At 59.5% G+C, this 18,512-nt stretch carries 15 protein-coding genes and 2 pseudogenes; 8 read left to right on the top strand and 9 right to left on the bottom strand.

Annotated elements, in window-relative coordinates; translation table 11 throughout:
- Positions 1–13: 13 nt before the first annotated feature.
- From gltB to KBY96_RS14655, 3 genes are all read left to right on the top strand, one after another.
- Entirely contained in the window at positions 14–4,627 is a 4,614-nt protein-coding gene (gene gltB / locus KBY96_RS14665) for a glutamate synthase large subunit (RefSeq protein WP_254980272.1), read from the top strand.
- A gap of 215 nt (positions 4,628–4,842) precedes the next feature.
- Entirely contained in the window at positions 4,843–5,406 is a 564-nt protein-coding gene (locus tag KBY96_RS14660; RefSeq protein WP_254980270.1) for a hypothetical protein, read from the top strand.
- 195 nt (positions 5,407–5,601) lie between these two features.
- Positions 5,602–6,498 (top strand): class I SAM-dependent methyltransferase, encoded by an 897-nt coding sequence (locus KBY96_RS14655; protein ID WP_254980269.1) that lies wholly within the window; start codon positions 5,602–5,604, stop codon positions 6,496–6,498.
- Between the two features lie 41 nt (positions 6,499–6,539).
- On the opposite strand, the gene KBY96_RS16600 is transcribed toward KBY96_RS14655, so the two are convergent.
- Positions 6,540–7,301, bottom strand: a complete 762-nt coding sequence (locus KBY96_RS16600; RefSeq protein ID WP_396122337.1) for a transposase — start codon at positions 7,299–7,301, stop codon at positions 6,540–6,542.
- Here KBY96_RS16600 and KBY96_RS14650 point away from each other — a divergent pair.
- The 3 genes from KBY96_RS14650 to KBY96_RS14640 all read left to right on the top strand — a co-directional run bounded on the left by KBY96_RS14650 (position 7,218) and on the right by KBY96_RS14640 (position 10,651).
- Positions 7,218–7,616 carry a hypothetical protein gene (locus KBY96_RS14650; RefSeq protein WP_254980268.1) on the top strand — a complete coding sequence of 133 codons (399 nt, stop codon included), beginning with the start codon at positions 7,218–7,220 and terminating at the stop codon, positions 7,614–7,616. The two genes, KBY96_RS16600 and KBY96_RS14650, sit on opposite strands and share 84 nt — an antisense overlap.
- A gap of 114 nt (positions 7,617–7,730) precedes the next feature.
- Complete coding sequence (locus KBY96_RS14645) at positions 7,731–9,254, top strand: IS5 family transposase (RefSeq protein ID WP_254980267.1); 1,524 nt, start codon at positions 7,731–7,733, stop codon at positions 9,252–9,254.
- A gap of 818 nt (positions 9,255–10,072) precedes the next feature.
- A complete protein-coding gene (locus KBY96_RS14640) occupies positions 10,073–10,651 on the top strand; it encodes a hypothetical protein (protein ID WP_254980266.1) in 579 nt (192 codons plus the stop codon).
- Between the two features lie 984 nt (positions 10,652–11,635).
- Here KBY96_RS14640 and KBY96_RS14635 read toward each other — a convergent pair.
- The 3 genes from KBY96_RS14635 to KBY96_RS14625 are packed head-to-tail and all read right to left on the bottom strand — an operon-like array spanning position 11,636 to position 13,220.
- A complete protein-coding gene (locus KBY96_RS14635) occupies positions 11,636–12,034 on the bottom strand; it encodes a hypothetical protein (protein ID WP_254980265.1) in 399 nt (132 codons plus the stop codon).
- A 15-nt stretch (positions 12,035–12,049) separates the two neighbouring features.
- Positions 12,050–12,913 (bottom strand): IS3 family transposase, encoded by an 864-nt coding sequence (locus KBY96_RS14630; RefSeq protein ID WP_254980292.1) that lies wholly within the window; start codon positions 12,911–12,913, stop codon positions 12,050–12,052.
- Positions 12,914–12,932: 19 nt separating this feature from the next.
- Entirely contained in the window at positions 12,933–13,220 is a 288-nt protein-coding gene (locus tag KBY96_RS14625) for a transposase (protein ID WP_254980264.1), read from the bottom strand.
- Positions 13,221–13,349: 129 nt separating this feature from the next.
- Here KBY96_RS14625 and KBY96_RS14620 point away from each other — a divergent pair.
- Positions 13,350–13,712, top strand: a pseudogene (locus KBY96_RS14620) (transposase); the annotation flags it as partial.
- A 202-nt stretch (positions 13,713–13,914) separates the two neighbouring features.
- Entirely contained in the window at positions 13,915–14,280 is a 366-nt protein-coding gene (locus tag KBY96_RS14615) for a hypothetical protein (protein ID WP_254980263.1), read from the top strand.
- A 132-nt stretch (positions 14,281–14,412) separates the two neighbouring features.
- Here KBY96_RS14615 and KBY96_RS14610 read toward each other — a convergent pair whose 3' ends face one another.
- The 5 genes and pseudogenes from KBY96_RS14610 to KBY96_RS16590 all read right to left on the bottom strand — a co-directional run.
- Positions 14,413–15,534 (bottom strand): hypothetical protein, encoded by a 1,122-nt coding sequence (locus tag KBY96_RS14610; RefSeq protein WP_254980262.1) that lies wholly within the window; start codon positions 15,532–15,534, stop codon positions 14,413–14,415.
- A gap of 353 nt (positions 15,535–15,887) precedes the next feature.
- Positions 15,888–16,295 carry a hypothetical protein gene (locus KBY96_RS14605; protein ID WP_254980261.1) on the bottom strand — a complete coding sequence of 136 codons (408 nt, stop codon included), beginning with the start codon at positions 16,293–16,295 and terminating at the stop codon, positions 15,888–15,890.
- A gap of 109 nt (positions 16,296–16,404) precedes the next feature.
- On the bottom strand, positions 16,405–16,533 hold the full coding sequence (locus KBY96_RS14600) for a hypothetical protein (protein ID WP_254980260.1): 129 nt from the start codon (positions 16,531–16,533) through the stop codon (positions 16,405–16,407).
- 99 nt (positions 16,534–16,632) lie between these two features.
- Positions 16,633–17,559: an IS66 family transposase gene (tnpC, locus tag KBY96_RS16595; protein WP_396122336.1), complete on the bottom strand. Its 927-nt coding sequence runs from the start codon at positions 17,557–17,559 to the stop codon at positions 16,633–16,635.
- A 112-nt stretch (positions 17,560–17,671) separates the two neighbouring features.
- A pseudogene (locus KBY96_RS16590) lies at positions 17,672–18,085 on the bottom strand (DUF6444 domain-containing protein); the annotation flags it as partial.
- Positions 18,086–18,512: the final 427 nt, after the last annotated feature.

Raw genomic sequence — 18,512 nt, 5'->3', positions numbered from 1 at the left:
AACACCTCGGGATATGCCTCGATTCCCCCGCCCCGCATGGCCCCACTGCGACAGCCCAGCCCCTGACGCCGTGGCTGGAGAGCGGGATGCTTGCGGGGTGGGTTTTGTGGCTTCCCTGCGCGGGGAGCCCAGTCGCTGGCTGCTGCAGCAGGCCCTGCGGGGCCTGGGTTGCATGGAGCACCGTGGCGGCTGCGGCGGTGATGGCGACTCCGGCGATGGCGCCGGTGTGCTCTGCGCCATTCCCTGGGGCTTCCTGGAGGCCGTGTGGCCGCAGGCGGCCGCCACTGCCGGCAGCTCCCGCGGTCTCGGCATGGTGTTCCTGCCCACCGACGCCGCCCGCCGGGAGCAGGCCCGCAGCTTCTGCAACGAGGAGGCCGAGCGCTTCGGCCTGCGCAGCCTGGGCTGGCGCAGCGTGCCCGTGGACTCAGCGGTGCTCGGTCCCATGGCGCGTGACACCGCTCCCTGCATCGAGCAGTGGCTGCTGTCAGCCGAGGAGCAGGGCGATGCCCTCGAAGCCCTGCTGTTCCGCCTGCGCCGCCGTTGCGGCGACCGGGCCCGGGAGGCCTGGGGCGCCGCTGCCGCCGGCGACCTCTATTTCGCCGCTCTCAGCAGCCGCACCACGGTGTACAAGGGCATGGTGCGCTCGGAGGTGCTGCCGGCCTTCTACGCCGACCTGCGCGATCCGCGCTTCGCCGTCACCTTCGCGGTGTATCACCGCCGCTTCAGCACCAACACCCTGCCCCGCTGGCCCCTGGCCCAGCCGATGCGGCTGCTGGGCCACAACGGTGAGATCAACACGCTGCTGGGTAACATCAACTGGGCCCGGGCCTCGGAAGCCAACCTCGATGCGGTGTGGGGCGATGCGGCCGCCGACCTCAAACCGGTGGTGAATCCGGCCTTCAGCGATTCGGCCAACCTTGACGCCACGCTGGAGCTGCTGGTGCGCAGCGGCCGGCCGATCACCGACAGCCTGCTCACCCTGGTGCCGGAGGCGTTCCGCCACCAGCCCGAGCTTGAGAGCCGTCCGGCGATCCAGGCCATGTATGCGTTCAACGCCTGCACCCAGGAGCCCTGGGACGGCCCGGCCCTGCTGGTGTTCAGCGACGGCCGCAGCGTCGGCGCCACCCTGGATCGCAACGGCCTGCGGCCGGCCCGCTACTGCATCACCAGTGATGGCTATGTGGTGATGGGCTCGGAAACCGGGGTGCTGGAACTGCAGGAATCCCTGATCGTGGAGAAGGGCCGGCTCGGTCCCGGCCAGATGCTGGCCGTGGACCTGGAGCAGGGCCGGCTGCTGCACAACTGGGACGTGAAGGAGGAGGCCGCTGCCCGCCATCCCTATGCCAGCTGGCTGGCTGACAACCGCCGCGGCCTGCCGTCCCAGCCCTGGGAGCAGCAGCGGCGCCTGGCCGACCTCGACCTGCTGCGGCAGCAGACGGCCTTCGGCTTCACCGCTGAAGATCTCGATCTGGTGATCGAGGACATGGCCGGAGCTGGCAAGGAGCCCACCTACTGCATGGGCGACGACATCCCCCTGGCGGTGCTCTCCAGCAAGCCGCACCTGCTCTACGACTACTTCAAGCAGCGCTTCGCCCAGGTCACCAACCCGCCGATCGACCCGCTGCGCGAAAAGCTGGTGATGAGCCTGGAGATGCACCTCGGGCGGCGGGGCTCGGCCCTGCGCCCCGAGGCCTCCGGCGCGGCCGTGCTGCACCTCGACACCCCGCTGCTCAACGAGGCCGAGCTGGCAGCCCTCCCCGACCAGGGGCTGCCCACGGCCCACCTCTCCACCCTGGTGGCGGTGGCCGCTGGACCCACTGGCCTGGAGCAGGCCGTGCGCCGCCTGCAGAGAGAAGCTGAGGCCGCCGTGCGCGAGGGATGCCAGATCCTCGTGCTCAGCGATCGACACGGCCTCGATGGCCGCCCCAGTGGCATCAACGCCACCACCACCTACGTGCCGCCGCTGCTGGCGGTTGGGGCGGTGCATCACCACCTGCTGAGCCTGGGCCTGCGCCTGCACACCTCCCTGGTGGTGGACACGGCCCAGTGCTGGAGCACCCACCATCTGGCCTGCCTGATCGGTTTCGGCGCCAGTGCGGTGTGCCCCTGGCTCACCTGGGAAACCACCCGCCACTGGCTGGCCCAGCCGCGCACCCAGAAGCTGATTGAAACCGGAAAGTTGCCGGCCCTCGATGGCACCAAGGCCCAGGCCAACGTGCGCAAGGCTCTCGAAGACGGCCTGCGCAAGATCCTCTCCAAGATCGGCATCTCGCTGCTGGCCAGCTACCACGGAGCCCAGATCTTCGAGGCCATCGGCATCGGCGCCGATCTGATCGAGCTGGCCTTCCGCGGCACCACCAGCCGGATCGCCGGCCTCAGCCTGGCCGAACTGGCCAGTGAAACCCTCAGCTTCCACGCCAAGGCTTTCCCCGAGCTGGATCGCACCAAGCTGGAATTCATGGGCTTTGTGCAATACCGCAGCGGCGGCGAATATCACCTCAACAGCCCTGAGATGGCCAAGGCCCTGCACGCGGCCGTCAAGGCAGGCCCGGGCTACGACCACTTCTCCACCTACAAGACCCTGCTCGAGAACCGGCCGGTCACCGCCCTGCGCGACCTGCTGGAGCTGCGGCCTGCGGCCACACCCCTGCCCCTGGATCAGGTGGAGAGTGTGGAGAGCATCTGCCGGCGCTTCTGCACCGGCGGCATGAGTCTCGGTGCCCTCTCCCGCGAAGCCCATGAGGTGCTGGCGGTGGCCATGAACCGGCTCGGCGGCAAGAGCAACAGCGGTGAGGGGGGCGAGGACCCGGCCCGGTTCCATGTGCTCAACGATGTGGACGGCGCCGGCCGCTCCCCCACCCTTCCCGGCATCGGCGGCCTGCGCAATGGCGACAGCGCCTGCTCGGCGATCAAGCAGGTGGCTTCGGGTCGCTTCGGGGTGACGGCCGAGTATCTGCGCAGCGGCAGGCAGCTGGAAATCAAGGTGGCCCAGGGCGCCAAGCCCGGCGAGGGCGGCCAGCTGCCCGGCCCCAAGGTGGACGCCTACATCGCCTGGCTGCGCAACAGCAAGCCGGGCGTGCCGCTGATCTCACCGCCGCCCCACCACGACATCTATTCGATCGAGGATCTGGCCCAGCTGATCCACGACCTGCATCAGGTGCATCCCGCCGCCAAGGTGAGCGTGAAGCTGGTGGCTGAGATCGGCATCGGCACGATCGCCGCCGGGGTGGCCAAGGCCAACGCCGACGTGATCCAGATCTCCGGTCACGACGGCGGCACCGGCGCCTCGCCGCTGAGTTCGATCAAGCATGCCGGCAGCCCCTGGGAGCTGGGGCTCAGCGAAGTGCATCGCAGCCTGCTCGAGAACGGCCTGCGCGATCGGGTGCTGCTGCGGGCCGACGGCGGCCTCAAGACCGGCTGGGACGTGGTGATCGCCGCCCTGCTGGGCGCTCAGGAATACGGCTTCGGCTCGGTGGCCATGATCGCCGAGGGCTGCATCATGGCCCGCATCTGCCACACCAACAACTGCCCGGTTGGCGTGGCCAGCCAGAAGGAGGCCCTGCGCCGGCGGTTCACCGGCATCCCCGAGCACGTGGTGAATTTCTTCCTGTTCGTGGCTGAGGAGGTGCGGCAACTGATGAGCGTGCTCGGGGTGGCCAGCATGGAGGAGCTGATCGGCCGCAACGACCTGCTGGCCCCGCGCCAGGTGGCGTTGGCCAAAACCAGCGCCGTGGATCTCTCCTGCCTGCTCGATGAGCTGCCGGCATCCGCCGATCGCAGCTGGCTGGCTCAGGCCAGCGAGGCCCACTCCAACGGCCCGATCCTGGAGGACCGGCTGCTGGCCGACGCGGAGCTGATGGCCGCCATCGATGGCCACGGCCACGCCGATCGCAGCCTGCCGATCATCAACACCGATCGCAGCGTGGGTGCCCGGCTGGCCGGCGAAATCGCCGCCCGCCATGGCAACAAGGGCTTCCGCGGCCAGCTCGACCTGCGCTTCGAAGGGGCTGCCGGCCAGAGCTTCGGTGCCTTCCTGCTGCAGGGCATGAACCTGCACCTGGTGGGCGACGCCAACGACTACGTGGGCAAGGGCATGAACGGCGGCTGCATCAGCGTGGTGCCCCATGCCGGTGGCATCGACCCCGGCAGCCAGGTGATCCTGGGCAACACCTGCCTCTACGGCGCCACCGGTGGCGAACTGTTCGCCCTCGGCCGTGCCGGCGAGCGCTTCGCCGTGCGCAACAGCGGCGCCGTGGCGGTGGTGGAGGGCGCCGGCGACCACTGCTGTGAGTACATGACCGGCGGGGTTGTGGTGGTGCTGGGCAGCACCGGCCGCAACCTGGCCGCGGGCATGACCGGCGGGGTGGCTTTCATCCTCGATGAACAGGACGGCCTGGCCCCCCGCGTGAACCCCGACACGGTGACGATCGTGGAGCTCACCACGCCCGAGCAGGAGGCGATCCTCAGGCCCTTGCTGGAGCGCCACCTGGAGAACACCGGCAGCATCCGCGCCGCCCAGATCCTGGCCGACTGGCCCAGCTGGAAGCTCCGATTCAAGCTGCTGGTGCCGCCCAGCGAGATGGCAACGGTGGGGCTGGCGGAGCGGGAGGCGGTGGCAGCGGTGTGATGCCCCCATGCCGGCTGATCCTGCATGCCGGCCCGCACAAGACCGGCACCAGTGCGATCCAGGCGGTGCTGCGCGATCAGGTGTTTAAGGCCTTTCACTATCCGAAGGCCGGCCAATGGCCGGACGGTTCCCATCACAACCTGGTGTTCACTCTGGTGCCTGAGCTGAAGAGGCCTGATGCCGAGGAGCTCGAGCCGGCTGAGCTGCTGGAGCAGTTGCGCACCGAGCTGGAGGGCGTCAGCCAGCGCACCCTGCTGATCAGCAGCGAGTATCTCAGCAAGGGCTGCGCCGCTAGGGTGGTGGCATTCTTGGTGGGCCATGGCATCGCCGATCCGGTGGGCATCAGGGCGCTGCTGGTGGAGCGTGACCTGCTCAGCAGGGCGGCTTCGCTCTACAACCAGGCAGTGAAGGATCCCTATGTGGGGGAAACGCGCAGCCCGGATGCGTGGCTGGAGGAGGAGGCCGCCAGCCTGCGACTTGAGCCGATCCTCGCGGAGCTGCGCGCTGCCTGTACTGCGGTTGATGTGCTGCCCTATGAGCCCGCCGAGAGCCTGGTACAGCGTGTGTTGATGGCTGCGGGGGCCCATCAGGAAGAACTGCCCAAACAGGTGCCGTGGTCCAACACTTCGATGAGTGAGCCGGTGCTGATGGCTTTGCTGGAGGTGAACCGCACGGTGGCGGATCCGGAGGAGCGGCTGGCAAGAGGAGCCAAATTGTTTCAGGCCTTGAGACCAGCATTTGCGACTTCTCAGTCTGATATCTTTTGTCGAAAACTCTAGAACTAAGCCGCTGTTGCTTGGTTGCTTAGGTTGCGCTTCCCGGCCTTCCAAATGTATTAAAAGGTCTTCCTGACAAAGTTTTAAGCAGATCCGCGCAGCTTTTCGTTTATTTGGTTATCTTGTCCGTTGGACCTCCTCGAGTGCTGCCGCTAAGCTCGACTTCGCCCAATTATCGCGACTGAAGAGCTGGACATGTTGGATCCTGAAACCGTGAGGGAGCTAGACTTGCTTAAGCGACTTGCTTCAAAGTACGCGTGGAGCGACCAAGAGGCTCGAGCATATATAGAGTCGGGCAATGATGGGGTCTGCATCCGGAAGCCACACTTTTATTCAAGCCTTCCCACAATTGAGGACATAAATTCTTCGTTTGAGTATGACAGCGACGGCAACTCGCTGCCTCTATTTTCGCCTGACAGATATTGCCTTGCCGAACAGCTGAAGCTGCTCAGCGACATAAACGAAGAAATTCCTTATGACCTTGAAAGTTTTTGTTCGGAAACAGGATTTCAATGGGCAAACGGACAGTTTGATAGAAGCGATGCTGTCCATTACTATGGTTTCTTGAGGAAGTACAAGCCGAAAACAGTTGTCGAGGTGGGCTCTGGCTGGAGTTCTCGGATTGCGGCATCGGCAATGGCTGGAAGTGGCCGCCTTGTATGCATTGATCCGGCTCCGCGGGCAGATATCTCGAAGCTTGACATTGAGATTATTGAAACGAAGATTCAGGAATGCGACCCGGCTGAAATCTCAGCCAGTGTCGCTGACGGTGATGTCCTCTTTATAGATTCAAGTCATGCACTTAAGACGGGAAATGACTGTGTGTTTGTTTATTGCATTCTGTTTCCGCTCCTACGGCCAGGCGTGATTGTCCAAATCCATGATCTTTACTTGCCGCATGGGCGGCCTAGGCCCCACTTAGTTAATCAGCGGCTATATTGGTACGAAGACTATCTCGTTCAGGTGCTTGTATCAACTGGCAGGCTAAAGCCCTTGTTGGCCAACAACTTCATTGGAAAAAGTGGCTTTGCGTCGAAGTTTATGCCTACGCCGAATGGCGTTGGTGGCGCTAGTATTTGGTTTAAGGTTTGCTAAATTAAAGCTGCCTGTTGAGATGGCTTGGGTTCACCGTGTGCTTAAGGGAGGTTTTGGAGATCAGACCTGATGGCATACAATGGCCGTGTTATCGCAAGCCAGGGTTTGTTTTTCGGGAGTACCCTAACTTGATTAGGGACTCCTGAAAAAGAGAACCTCAGGATGGATCCGAATTCTGTCAACGAGCAGGGCGTAGGCGGCTCATGCGCGCGGCTATACAGCGACCAGTGAATAAGCCATTCCGAGCTGCAAAGTGTTTCTGCGCTCCATCCAGAGGCAACCTGGCCATTGCAAGGCACATAACCAGGGAAAATAGCGACAAAAAAGAGGCGGAGGAGCCTTCGGATCTTCTCTGCACACATCACCACAAATGCCATCGAGATCGAATTCTCTGCACCTCTGTGCAACCGAGGCATAACCAGATCTAGAGCATACTTCCTCTTCCCTGATCCAAAGCATCCCTCAACTTCATTTCGCTTCCGCTGGTCTGCGCTGAGCTGCTGCGAGTACGCAGCATTGATCTCAGGATCTTTCGGGGGTCTCCCTAATCGCTTTCCTGACAGCCGAATGTTGTTTCTGGTGCAGAAGTTACGGTTCCTGGTATTGATGTAGATGCGGTCAGCGCAGATTCGCTCGGGATAGCAGCCATACTCCTGCTTATACTTCTTGGCTTGTGGGATCAGGTCTTCAGCCTCGTTGTATGGATCCCAGCTGATTCTGTGCAGGAAAGCAAAGCCGTTCCGCACCGATACACTGATCTTGGCACCAAACTCAACATCAGCCCTTGCCTTGCCGCGAACCATGGGCCGAACGTGTCGCTGAACCAGGTTCACGATGCGGTCGGGCATGCTGCGGGTCTTGGAATACAACAGGATGCTTTGCTGACGGTGCAGCTCGCTAATAACAAGGAGCTTCCGCCACCAATGGGTCTTCAGGCCCGAAAGCATTGCCCCAGAGGCGATCAGGACATCAATGGCATCAAGATTCCGCTGCAGGTAATCGAGCTGGCGGCGTATGGTTGCCTTTATTGTGGAGCGACGGGGCTTCTTTTGCTTGGCAACTCGAAGGAAGTTGGCACGAGCCTTCTCTCGGTCATAGCGTGGCCGGTGTTTACGTAGGGCCTCCTGAGAAAGACCAGACCGCTTGCACCGCAGTGGATCTGAGCAGTTTTAGACGGTAGAATGTACGCAAATCGGCTCATTTGAGCCGAAAAGCTGCCCAGAGTTTTCCACATGTATCGACGCGAGCCTCGTCATCAGCTCTCGTTTGAAGATTTCTTCCTGCCCTTTGGCGGCAAACTCTCTGGTGATAACCGCTGGATCAAGCTGGCAGAACTCATTCCCTGGGATGATCTGGAAGATGACTACGCGTCGCAGTTCTGCAAGGGCTTTGGAGCCCCCGCCAAGCCATTTCGAATGGCGCTCGGCGCTTTAATCATCAAGGCTCGCCTAGGCCTCACCGATGAAGAACTGGTGGAGCAGATCAAGGAGAATCCCTATCTCCAATTCTTCATCGGCCTGGAGGCCTTCCAGTATTCGGCCCCGTTTGATCCATCGATGATGGTCTATTTTCGCAAGCGGTTGCCGGAATCAATCGTCAACGACTGCAACGAAAGGATTGTCCGTCATGGCCTGAACGTCATTCGATCCGCATCATCCCAGGATGATGATAACGACAGTGGGTTGCCCAGCAGTGATCAGCCCGCGCAGGCTGGCTCTGACAGAGCATCTTCCAACCAGGGCACCCTGTTGATTGACGCCACGTGCGTCCCCGCCGATATCCGATACCCAACGGACCTCTCTCTGCTCAATGAGGCCAGGGAGGTCACGGAGAAGCTCATTGATGCGATGCATCCTCAGGTCAGAGCATCCTTTGGCGATAAGCCTCGAACCCATCGTAAGAAAGCCAGACAGCAGTTTCTTGCCGTAGCCAAGAAGAAGCGACCTCGCATCAGCATGATCCGCAAGGCCATTCAGCAGCAGCTGGGCCATCTGGAGCGGAATCTGGCCAGTATTGATGCCCTGACCGCTTGTGGTGACTTCCTTCTGGCAGCAGGTCGGCATTGGTACCACAAGCTGCTGGTGGTCAGTGAACTGGTGCGTCAGCAGAAGATTCTTTATCACTCAGACAGCAGAAGCATCCCTGATCGAATCGTGAGCCTCTACCAAGCTCACATCAGGCCCATCGTGCGTGGCAAGGCCAGAAGCAACGTTGAGTTTGGCGCAAAGATCTCAATCTCAGTCACTGGCGATGGGTTCACCTTTCTTGATCGGCTGAGTTATAATCCCTACAACGAAGGAGAAGATCTGAAGGCTCAGGCAAGCGCTTATCGCCGCCGATATGGCCACTATCCAAAGGTGATCTGTGCTGATCAGATTTATCGAACGCGATCCAACCGAGCCTTCTGCCAGCGTCATGGCATTCGCTTGAGTGGTCCGCGCCTCGGTCGCCCCAAGAGCGATCCACAGTTGCTGGCTGAGGAGAAGAAGCAGTTTCTGGATGACCAGCGACAACGCAATGCCGTTGAGGGCAAGATCGGGCAGGGGAAGCGACGGTATGGATTGGATCTGATCCGCGAGAAGCTCGCCACGACCCAGGGTTGCGCCATTGCGTTGAATGTGCTCGTCATGAACCTCGAGAAGCTCCTGGAGCTTCTTTTTGTCCTTTTAGCCTACTGGCTACAGCTTCTTCTAGCCCATAGAGCAGCCTGCAACTCCCATGTGGCGGTGCTGAACGAGCATCCTGCTGCTGCCTGAGGATCAATCGGCAAGCTGGAGGGGATTCTACGGTGCTATCAATTGAAGCACCGCTTAGCTTTCTCAGGAGGCCCTACTGAGTGGGCATTCACCCCTCCTGGAAAATTGCGCTGGCCTGCTACGAGCATCTGGCTTTCCGGGTGCTCACGGCAAACCATCAGCTCGACCACAGCCGGATCAGTGACTTCCGGCGCAGCAAGACAAGTCCGAATTGGAACCGGAAAGGAGTAATAGAGTTTATGGGTTAAACTAGCCACAGTGCATTTTATCAACCGTTGCAAAGGACACTTGTCATTCACTTCGGTGCTCAGAAGTGTGGCTCTACTTCGATTCAGGATGCCCTTGAAAAGATCGCCGCTCAGAGCGGGGATTTGGTCACTTTCAATCATCTTGATCCTGAGATACCCAGGAGACTGAGCTTGGGACTCGAGGCAAAGGCGGTCGCGGACCTAGAAAGGCTTGATCAGATATTTAGCTCCTGGAGCTCACCATCCTTGCTAATTAGTCACGAAGTATTGGGCAATCACCCACTAGCGGTTAATTTCATTGCAGAAAGAGCTTTGCGCCGCTACTCGGTCGATGAAGTCATTGCGATTGGATACACAAGAACTCAGTCCTCGTATTTTCAGGCTGCATACAAGCAATGGTACTTTCGATGTCCAACTAGATTGAAAAATGACATTGGATTCCTCCACGCTCAGGGACTGAGGCCCGAGATGTTTGCGCCTTTAGAGCGTAGGATTATCGTGGAAGCTCTGAACACCGAATCCACCGTGACTCAGCTACCTCGGAATTGGTTTCGATTCTACGAACTTCTGATGCTCAAGTCAAAGTCTGTTGAGGGCACTTACGCAGTGAAAAGCAATCACATTCCAACAAAGCGCCACGAGTATTCATTGCTTAGTGACTTTCTAGCCAAAGCAGGCATTGAGTGTGATCCTGAATTGATAGGAGATCTAGACCGGAATACGAATCCTTCGTTCTCACCAATGCTATGCGAAGCGATGGCCATTTGCATTTGCAATGACGGAGTTGACTCATCATGGATACCAAACCCTCATCAGCGAAATGATTGGCTTGGCTCCTTAAGCACAAGAGTGAAGGGTGCGCCATTCACGGCATGCTCTCCGATTGGCATGCAAGAGCTTATTGACATTGCTTCCTTTGCTATCGACAAATGCTATGCCGCCACTAACAGGAAGTATTGCACATTGATGAATGTTGAATGGTCGTATTTTGATCCGGAAGCCGAAATTACAAGCGCCCTGCTCACCATCCCAAGTTCGCCAGAGGATCTACGCAAAGCGTTTAAGAGTATTGAGAATCAGAGGAGCTCCGAAGACATGAAGTGCTATGAGCAGCAATTAATAGACTTCGCTGCTACTCTTCGTGCTTGAACGCTTATTGCTTCTAAAATTGTATTTCCTGTTAACTGCGTGGGCCAGACCCCAATAGCTTTGGCTTTCTGGTTGGAGGCGAGCACTTCGACATAGGTCGGGCGGGTGGAGTCACCGATCGCGATACGCATATTCCCGTTACTGGCTCCCTGCGAGCAGCCCAGCCTTCGATGGCGGTTGATCCGATGATCGACATGCGAAAACATGGCCCAGCCGGTTCGTGTAGACATGGATCATGTAATGCGGACTCTCCCATTGTTTGCGCTGCACTGGCTTCTTGGGTCACACATTCTTTAGCCAGCCAAGGCCCAGGGAGTTCATCACTCTTCCGCCGATGGAGAGGTGCGCCTTGATGATCCTAGGAGCTTGTAGCCAGTAGAACTCCAGGCCAATACTCGCAGTGCAATACGGCTGCGCTGATAGCGGCGGCCATGGCCGTGTGCGTCCAGAGCCCCATCAATGTGGAGCAGATGCATTCCTGGCCGGTGTCGACAGGGCTGTATCCCCTCACCCTGCCACTGCCGGCCGCGGCTCCTGCATTCGTCGGTAGCGGACCAACTTCAGCAAGTTGTGCGTCAGCGGCGATCAGGTGCCACTCACCGTTCACCTTCTCTATGCCCCGCGGTAACTGCCAGGAGAGATGACGCCCTGCTGTTGTTCAGGCAGCCTTCGACAACATAGCTGGGTCGAGTTCGATTTCGGCTGGCCGCTGATTGATCCAGACCACCTCACTCCGGCTGATGCCAGCAACGTGTTGATCGTGACCAGCGGTGGGGATGCCGCTGGCGTGCCTGTTCGTAGACGACAGCCCGGTGACGGCAGATCTCCACGGCATCTCCACAGTAGCGCTGGTAGGGAGTCACGAACTTGACCCCGCTATGGCGGTGCCGATGGTTGTACCAATCCACAAACGACGTCACCCACTGGCAGGCCTCCTCCTTGCTGGCGATAGGCCGGCTTGATCAGGGCTGCCTGAACGTCTTATCAGGCCGTGATCATGCCTCCCGCCATCAGCATCCGGCTGATGTCATGCGCCAGCTCCTGCTGTCCGGCATGGATTGACCGGAAGCCAACTCGCCGCAGCAGGTTCATCACCAGCGTGCGCAGGAAGGGGACCAGCGGTGCGCCGATTCGGTGGGCGTAGCGGTGGCCATCCTCGGCCAGCTGACCATCCCGGACCCAGTGCCACTCGTTTTCAATGCCCCAGCGGTGACAGACCAGTCGTAGCAATGCTTTTAGGGCGGTCCGCAGGCTTGTGAGGAGGTAGGGCCTCCTGCGAAAGACCAGACCGCCTGCACTGCAGTGGATCTGAGCAGTTTTATACGGTAAAATGTACGCAAATCGGCTCATTTCCGCCGAAAAGCCGCCCAGAGTTTTCCACATTGAGGTGGGTGCCTTTTATTGGACAGCTCTGGCCCCTGACATCGTTAACCCTGGACGGGAGGAACAGGGTTCGGTCTCAGTGTAGACCTCATTGGGAGTTCTGCCTCCCAGAGAGCTGTGGGGTCTTACATGGCAGTACCTCCACAGGAAGCGGGCAAGGCTGATCTCAGCTTCCCAGCCATCCTTGTAGGCACGTAGATAGACTTCCTCGTACTTGACGGTCCTCCACAACCGTTCAACGAGGATGTTGTCGTAACAGCGCTTTCTTCCAGACCAGCTGATCTTGATCTCCTCTGCCCGCAGCCTCGCCACGAAGGCAGATGACGTGAACTGACAACCCTGATCGGAGTGGAAGACCTCTGGCTTGCGGCCATCTCCCAGCGCCATCTCCAGGGCATCCAGACAGAACTCCGTGTCAAGGCTGTTGGAGAGTTTCCAGCTGAGCACGTTCCTGGAGAAGAGATCCACGATCGCCACCAGGTAGAGGAAACCCTTCTGGAGCGGAATGTAGGTGATATCGGTGGCCCACACCTGATCCACAGCCGTGACCGTGCTGAGATCCACGAGGCAGGGAAAGCGCTCGGATGGATCCCCAGGAACCGTAGTGCGAGGCTTCTGGTAGATCGCCCGTAACCCCATGCGGCGCATGAGGTTTCGCACCCGGTCAGGGCTGATCGGGATCCCATCTCTGGCCAGATAGCCCACCATCCGGCGGCTGCCGCTGCAGGGATCCTCCAGGTAGAGGGCGTCAATCCTGGCCATGATCCGCAGCGTCGATTCCCGCACCGGCGCTGGTCGGTAGTAGAGCGTCGATCGCGGCAGACCCAGCAGCGCACATTGGCGGCTGACACTGAGCTCAGGGTGGTCGTGATCGACCAGCTTGCGCAGTTCATGGGCATCAGAGCAGCTGAGACTTTTTTTTGAGCCACTCCAGCTCCATCTGCAGGCGGCCGATCTGCTGGAACAGCTCTGCCTCCTTGGCCTGCCCCTCGTCCTTGTCCCTGGTCTTCTTGCCTCTGGTGAACAGCTCGCTGGCACCGTCGAGGAGCTGGCGCTTCCACTGGCTCACCTGGATCGGGTGGATGGCGTGATCCGCGGCGATCTCCTGGATCGTCTTACGGCCACTGATCGCCTCCATGGCGACCCTGGCCTTGAACTCGGGGCTGTGGGTGCGGCGCTTGCTCATTGGTGGGAGCCCCTTTCAGGGGCGGTACCCCGCCTCAGAGGTTAACGATGGGACCTGTCCAGAAAAGCCAGACCGCCTCACATGCATCGATGCGAGCCTCGTCATCAGCTCTAGTTTGAGGACTTCTTCCTGCCATTTGGCGGCAAACTGTCTGGTGATAACCGCTGGATCAAGCTGGCAGAACTCATCCCCTGGGAAGACCTGGAAGATGACTACGCGTCGCAGTTCTGCAAGGGCTTTGCAGCGCCCGCCAAGCCATTCCGAATGGCGCTCGGCGCTTTGATCATCAAAGCGCGCCTGGCCCTCACCGAAGAAGAACTGGTGGAGCAGATCAAGGAAAATCCCTATCCCCAACTCTTCATCGGTCGGGAGGGGAGGCATTCCAGTATTCGGCCCCGTTTGATCCATCGATGATGGTCTATTTTCGCAAGCGGTTGCCGGAATCAGTCGTCAACGATTGCAACGAAATGATTGTTCGTCATGGCCTGGATGTCATTCGATCCGCAGAAACGGAGGCCCATGAGGATGATGGTAACGACAGTGGGTTGCCCAGCAGTGATCATCCTGCTGCCGCCTGAGGATCAATCGGCAAGCTGGAGGGGATTCCACGGTGCTATCAATTGAAGCACCGCTTAGCTTTCTCAGGAGGCCCTATGTCGATGGGGGGTATCTGCGCATCACGAAACGACCTGAGGTGGCCGGCAAGGCCGTGGAGTTCTGGAATACCATGCGGCCAGGCAAACGGCGAGCTCTGTCCAAAACCCCAGACGGAAGACTGCAGGACCTGGTCGACACCACCAAGACCTACATCCGAGCCAAGGATGAGCCTCCGTTCTGCGTGATCAAGCAGCTGTTCGGCTTTCAGAAGATGCGGCTGCGGGGCATGGTGAAGAACCGCTGCAAGGTGAACGTGCTGGCTGCACTCACGAATCTGTTCCTGGCACGGCGTCACTTGCTTGGGAGAGGGGAATCAAGGGAGTGGTCTACCCGAATGAGGCCATTCGCGATCGCAAAACAGCATCAAAAGGGTTTAAGATTACCCTTGATGAGAACAGATTGATCCCTGAGCAGAGCTGGAGGGCGAATTAAGTGATGGTTGATCTCGAGAGCCGCTGAAGCCCTTGTTGCCCCGAGTTTCCTTAGACGCGACACTAAGCACTCTAGCCTGAGAGATAGCCTCTTAGTATGGGAGTTAATCATGGAAGCCTGCGATTTTGCCGCCAGCCTGTAGTTCGTGGTAAGCTAGGTTGAGATTCTGGAACAATTGCCTCGGGCTGAGCATGTGATGTGCGCCTAGAACAATGTCGCAATGAGTCTTGATCATGCGCCGCTGACTATCGCTTGGACTTGTTGTATAGAGCGCTCTATTTAAGCCTGGGCTTATGTTTAAGTCTGCCTGCGGGAGAGGTTGCGTATTTCCGATGCCTTGGATGCCGGGAATACCTTCAATAAACTGGTGGGGCTTGAGCTTTAGAAGCCTACATCTTCGGTTTAGAAAACCCGCATAAAAGAGTGGAGTCGAAAGTCCATAGAAGTAACAGATCGAAGAGCGCATGAGCAAGGAATACAGGTTGACAAGAAACTCTATTCCGATCCTACTATAAGCCTGCCAGAAATCATCATTATTCCACGGATATTTGTTGATAACTTCATCCATGCATGAGGCTACGCCAAAGCCGGCATCTGCATAGATCACATGATTTCCCAGAAAGATATCATAAGGGTGCATGCAAACGCTTCCAGACCGGAGTCCTTCGTGACGTTGAAGATGCTCTGCAAACTGGCCATGAGTCTGCTTTGAAATGATGAGATCTGGCGTGGAATGGGGTGTGAAAATAAGCGGAGGCTGGCTGCTGTTATCATGCTTGAACTCTTTGAGTACAGCCTCAACCTTGGTCCTAATGTCATTCACGTGGAAGCGCGACGGCCGAGCTAAGCCGCGGTCGTCAATTCTCTGAATGTCGCGAATCATGCGAACGAGATAGAGAAAAGGAGACCCCAGAATATTGACAGTAACCTGAGATCCGGCATGCACTGCCTGTTCCAGCCCCCTGTGGTTCCAGCTCCAGTATCGCGTTAGTACTTCGCGTTTGAACCATCCTCGGACCTCATAGAAATCCTGAGAGAGGCCAATTGTTCCATGCTGGACAACATAGGGAATGGGTTGATCAATCGGGTAGCCACAATAGCGGCGAATGATCGATGAGTGCCCATAAAATGAATTTACCCCAGCTGATTTGACTATCTCTATGCGTTGAGATCCGTAAGGGTCGGGTCGTGGCTGATGACGAGCTGTAGGGCTTTCAGGCGTCAAATCGAATCCTCTATCGCTGTACTTACTATAACCTTTTCTCTTCTGTGGTCTAGCTCGCAGCGTGCTGGATCTGAGGGGTGCACCCACCCCTGGTTCAGTGCTTCTGAGCTCTGGCGGGTTGTCGGGACGCTTTCCACTAGTGAAGGGTCTCTAGGGGGGGGGGGGGGGGGGGGGGGGGGGGGGGGGGGGGGGGGGGGGGGGGGGGGGGGGGGGGGGGGGGGGGGGATTCTGGATTGCCGTACGGATGAACCCTGCTATCTTACTCCATCCAGAGTTGCTCTGCCAACAGGCTGGCTTCCGTCACTGAGACAAACGGCTCGATAGTGAACAAAGTTCATCCCTGAACCGGCTGCTTAGGGATTCCAGACAGGGATCCAGCAAGGGTGTACCTGGCTCAATGTAGCTATACTGGACCTGCTACGTTTGCGCCATGCCTGCAGCGCATGTGGACCGAACTCAGGCCCATTGTCCATGCACAGCAGAATAAATGGCGGATAGAGCTTGACTAGGTCTTCAATCGTATCGATCATCACAACGGGCTGGCAGCAGCTGTTCACCCGAGTCTCCAGCCAGAAACGGCTGAATTCATCCACAACGTTGAGGAACTTGAACGTGTGACCATCAATCGCCTTGGCGAACTGAAAGTCGATCGCCCACACGTGGTGCGGGTACTCAGCTCTCAGCAGCTCCCGCGAGCCTTCAGCAGGCCGGGCGCGCTTCCGCCGGTGTAGAATCTGCTCCTGAATGTCCGCCACCGGCACGGACCGGCGTTGGGTGGTGAGGTTCTGGCCCGCCAACCGGCAGGCACGCCGCTGGGAGACCCGGAATCGATCTTGAAGAACCATCACGCCCCTGCGTGTCGTTCCGGGCTCAGACGATTCCCTCGGTCAGCTCCGACTGATGCGCAGAAGCCATCGGATAGAGCATCGCGTTGTCGAGCTCAGCAACCGCGAGAAATCGCTTGAGCTTGGAGTTCTGTTGTTTGAGCCCCGTACCCATTCAGGGGGCGAGACGCTGAGTCACGGCACTTCGGCTCCCATGGTCATCAAGCGAGTCTGCTGATCTGCTCTGCTGATGCCTCAGGTGCGTGAGCGCTGCTCAGTTGTTGGGTAGCAGTGAGGGCATCTCACCTCCAATCCGATGGGCAGTCCAGGCCAGCTCCAGGAAGCTCCACACATCGCGGCCTTGTTGCCGCAGGCTCGTGCACACCGTCAGCAGCCGCGTGCGGCAAAGCCCACCGCTGCGGGACTGGACGCCGTGACTGATCTTGCGTTGAATCACCGCCTGCCGCAGCGCCCTCTCGGCGCCGTTGTTGGTGGGCTCGATCCCTAGTTTCTCCAGAAACGTCCACAAGGCCTGCTTGCGCTGATTCAGCTGCTGGCAGGTGCGCACCGTCTGGGCCCAGGGTGTGCGTTCACCTTTCTCGCAGCCCACCTCCACCACCCGCTGCAGCGTCTGCTCAAACTGTTCACGGATCGGCCAGCAGCCATGTTGCAGCTGGTCCCGGTTGATCTGGCCGTCCTTCCAGTGGTGCCAGTGCTCAAATAGCTGCTGCTGCAACGCCAGCAATGCGGTGCCGATCTCTCTGCTGGCGCCAGGCCGCTGCTCAATGGCGGTGAGGTCACGGATCAAGTGCGCCCAGCACAGCTGGCGCTGCTCAAGCGGCAGGTGGTTGTAAGCCGAGAAGCGATCGCTCACCACCGTGCCGGTAAAGGCGTTGCCCAGCAGCACGGTGGCAGCAGCGGCCGAGCGGCTCAGGCCCTGCACGAACACCGTCAGGACGGGCGTCATCAACACCCACAGCCAACCGCGACGCCCATCGGGATTACCCCCATCCGCATTGCCCGTGGGGGCACCGGTTTCATCCATGTAGACCACCGGCTGCTGGCGTGCCACCTCCAGGGCTTCCTCCACCGGCTGCTGCAGGCACTCGGCCAGTCGTGAGCGGATGGTGGCGATGGCGCCGCTGCTGATTGCAATCCCCAGCAGCTGATCCAGCAGCGCCTGGGTCTTGCTGATGCTCAAGGGGAAGGCTCTGCTCCACGCCAACCGGCAACGGAGCGCAAGTGCTGGTAGAGCAGCAGGGGCAGATCAACCGGTGCAGCCGATGTTCGATCACCTGGGCTGTGATCGGCGGAATGTCGATCACCTGGTGCCGATGGGGCTCTGGATCATCTCCCTGCAACAGGGTGCCGCAGCGGCGGCAGGCCTTGGGGTAGTGATCCAGCACGTCGTCGCAGCGCTCTACCGGCAGCAGCTCTGGCCCGTTACCGGGGTGGCCCTGCTGCCCGCCACGCTTGCGGCCTCTGCCCTTGCGGCGGACAGGCGGCTTAAAACCCAGGCCATCACTGGAGGGCGGCTTTGAGGAATTGCGGGAGTTGCGGCCAAGCCGTTCCCGCAGGCCAACCAGTTCCGTGGCCAGGACGGTGAGCTGTTGGCAGAGCTGCTCGTTCTCCAGCTGTAAGGCCTGCACTTGGCCGACGAGCTCCCTAACACTGGATGGAGTGGCGAGCCAGTCGGCTTCTGAAATCCCGGCCGGAGCGCTGCTCATCTCAAGCAATCTCTGCCTGAGATCCAAGCGGTGATCAGCCTGTCGTAAAGGGCTCAGCAGGATCGAGGTTCGGGACCTATCAGCAAAGTTGTCCGCTCGGGGTGCTGCTCTCAGCACCGTTTCAATCTTACTCCGAGATATTGGTCATGGGCTCAGCGGGTGGGATCGAGCGGTCATCGACATCAGGCCAGCAGCCAAGGATTGATCGGCCGGCCCCCGGGCTGGGCTGAGGCCGATCCGCCTCTTGCGGGCGGACCAACCACACCCCCTGGGGCCTGGGTTTCTGATTCTCAGGCGGCGACAGCTTCTTGTGGGCGAGGATGATTCACCCGCACGATCTGTGGCTGGGACCAATCGCGTGGCGGTCTTGCCCAGCGGCGTGGATGGTGCTGGCGGGCCTGTTCATAGGTCTGCTGACGGATCGAGC

It is taken from the genome of Cyanobium sp. ATX 6A2, from assembly GCF_024346355.1.
Lineage (GTDB): Bacteria > Cyanobacteriota > Cyanobacteriia > PCC-6307 > Cyanobiaceae > NIES-981.
This window is presented reverse-complemented; position numbering and strand designations above follow the sequence as displayed.

Excerpts from the sequence above, each read along its gene's own strand:
- KBY96_RS14645 (WP_254980267.1), top strand. The coding sequence starts at position 7,731 with ATGTATCGACGCGAGCCTCGTCATCAGCTCTCGTTTGAAGATTTCTTC.
- KBY96_RS14640 (WP_254980266.1), top strand. The coding sequence starts at position 10,073 with ATGCTCAAGTCAAAGTCTGTTGAGGGCACTTACGCAGTGAAAAGCAAT.
- KBY96_RS16600 (WP_396122337.1), bottom strand. The coding sequence starts at position 7,301 with ATGGTTCGCGGCAAGGCAAGGGCTGATGTTGAGTTTGGTGCCAAGATC.
- KBY96_RS14635 (WP_254980265.1), bottom strand. The coding sequence starts at position 12,034 with ATGTGGAAAACTCTGGGCGGCTTTTCGGCGGAAATGAGCCGATTTGCG.
- KBY96_RS14600 (WP_254980260.1), bottom strand. The coding sequence starts at position 16,533 with ATGGGTACGGGGCTCAAACAACAGAACTCCAAGCTCAAGCGATTTCTC.
- gltB (WP_254980272.1), top strand. The coding sequence starts at position 14 with ATGCCTCGATTCCCCCGCCCCGCATGGCCCCACTGCGACAGCCCAGCC.
- KBY96_RS14625 (WP_254980264.1), bottom strand. The coding sequence starts at position 13,220 with ATGAGCAAGCGCCGCACCCACAGCCCCGAGTTCAAGGCCAGGGTCGCC.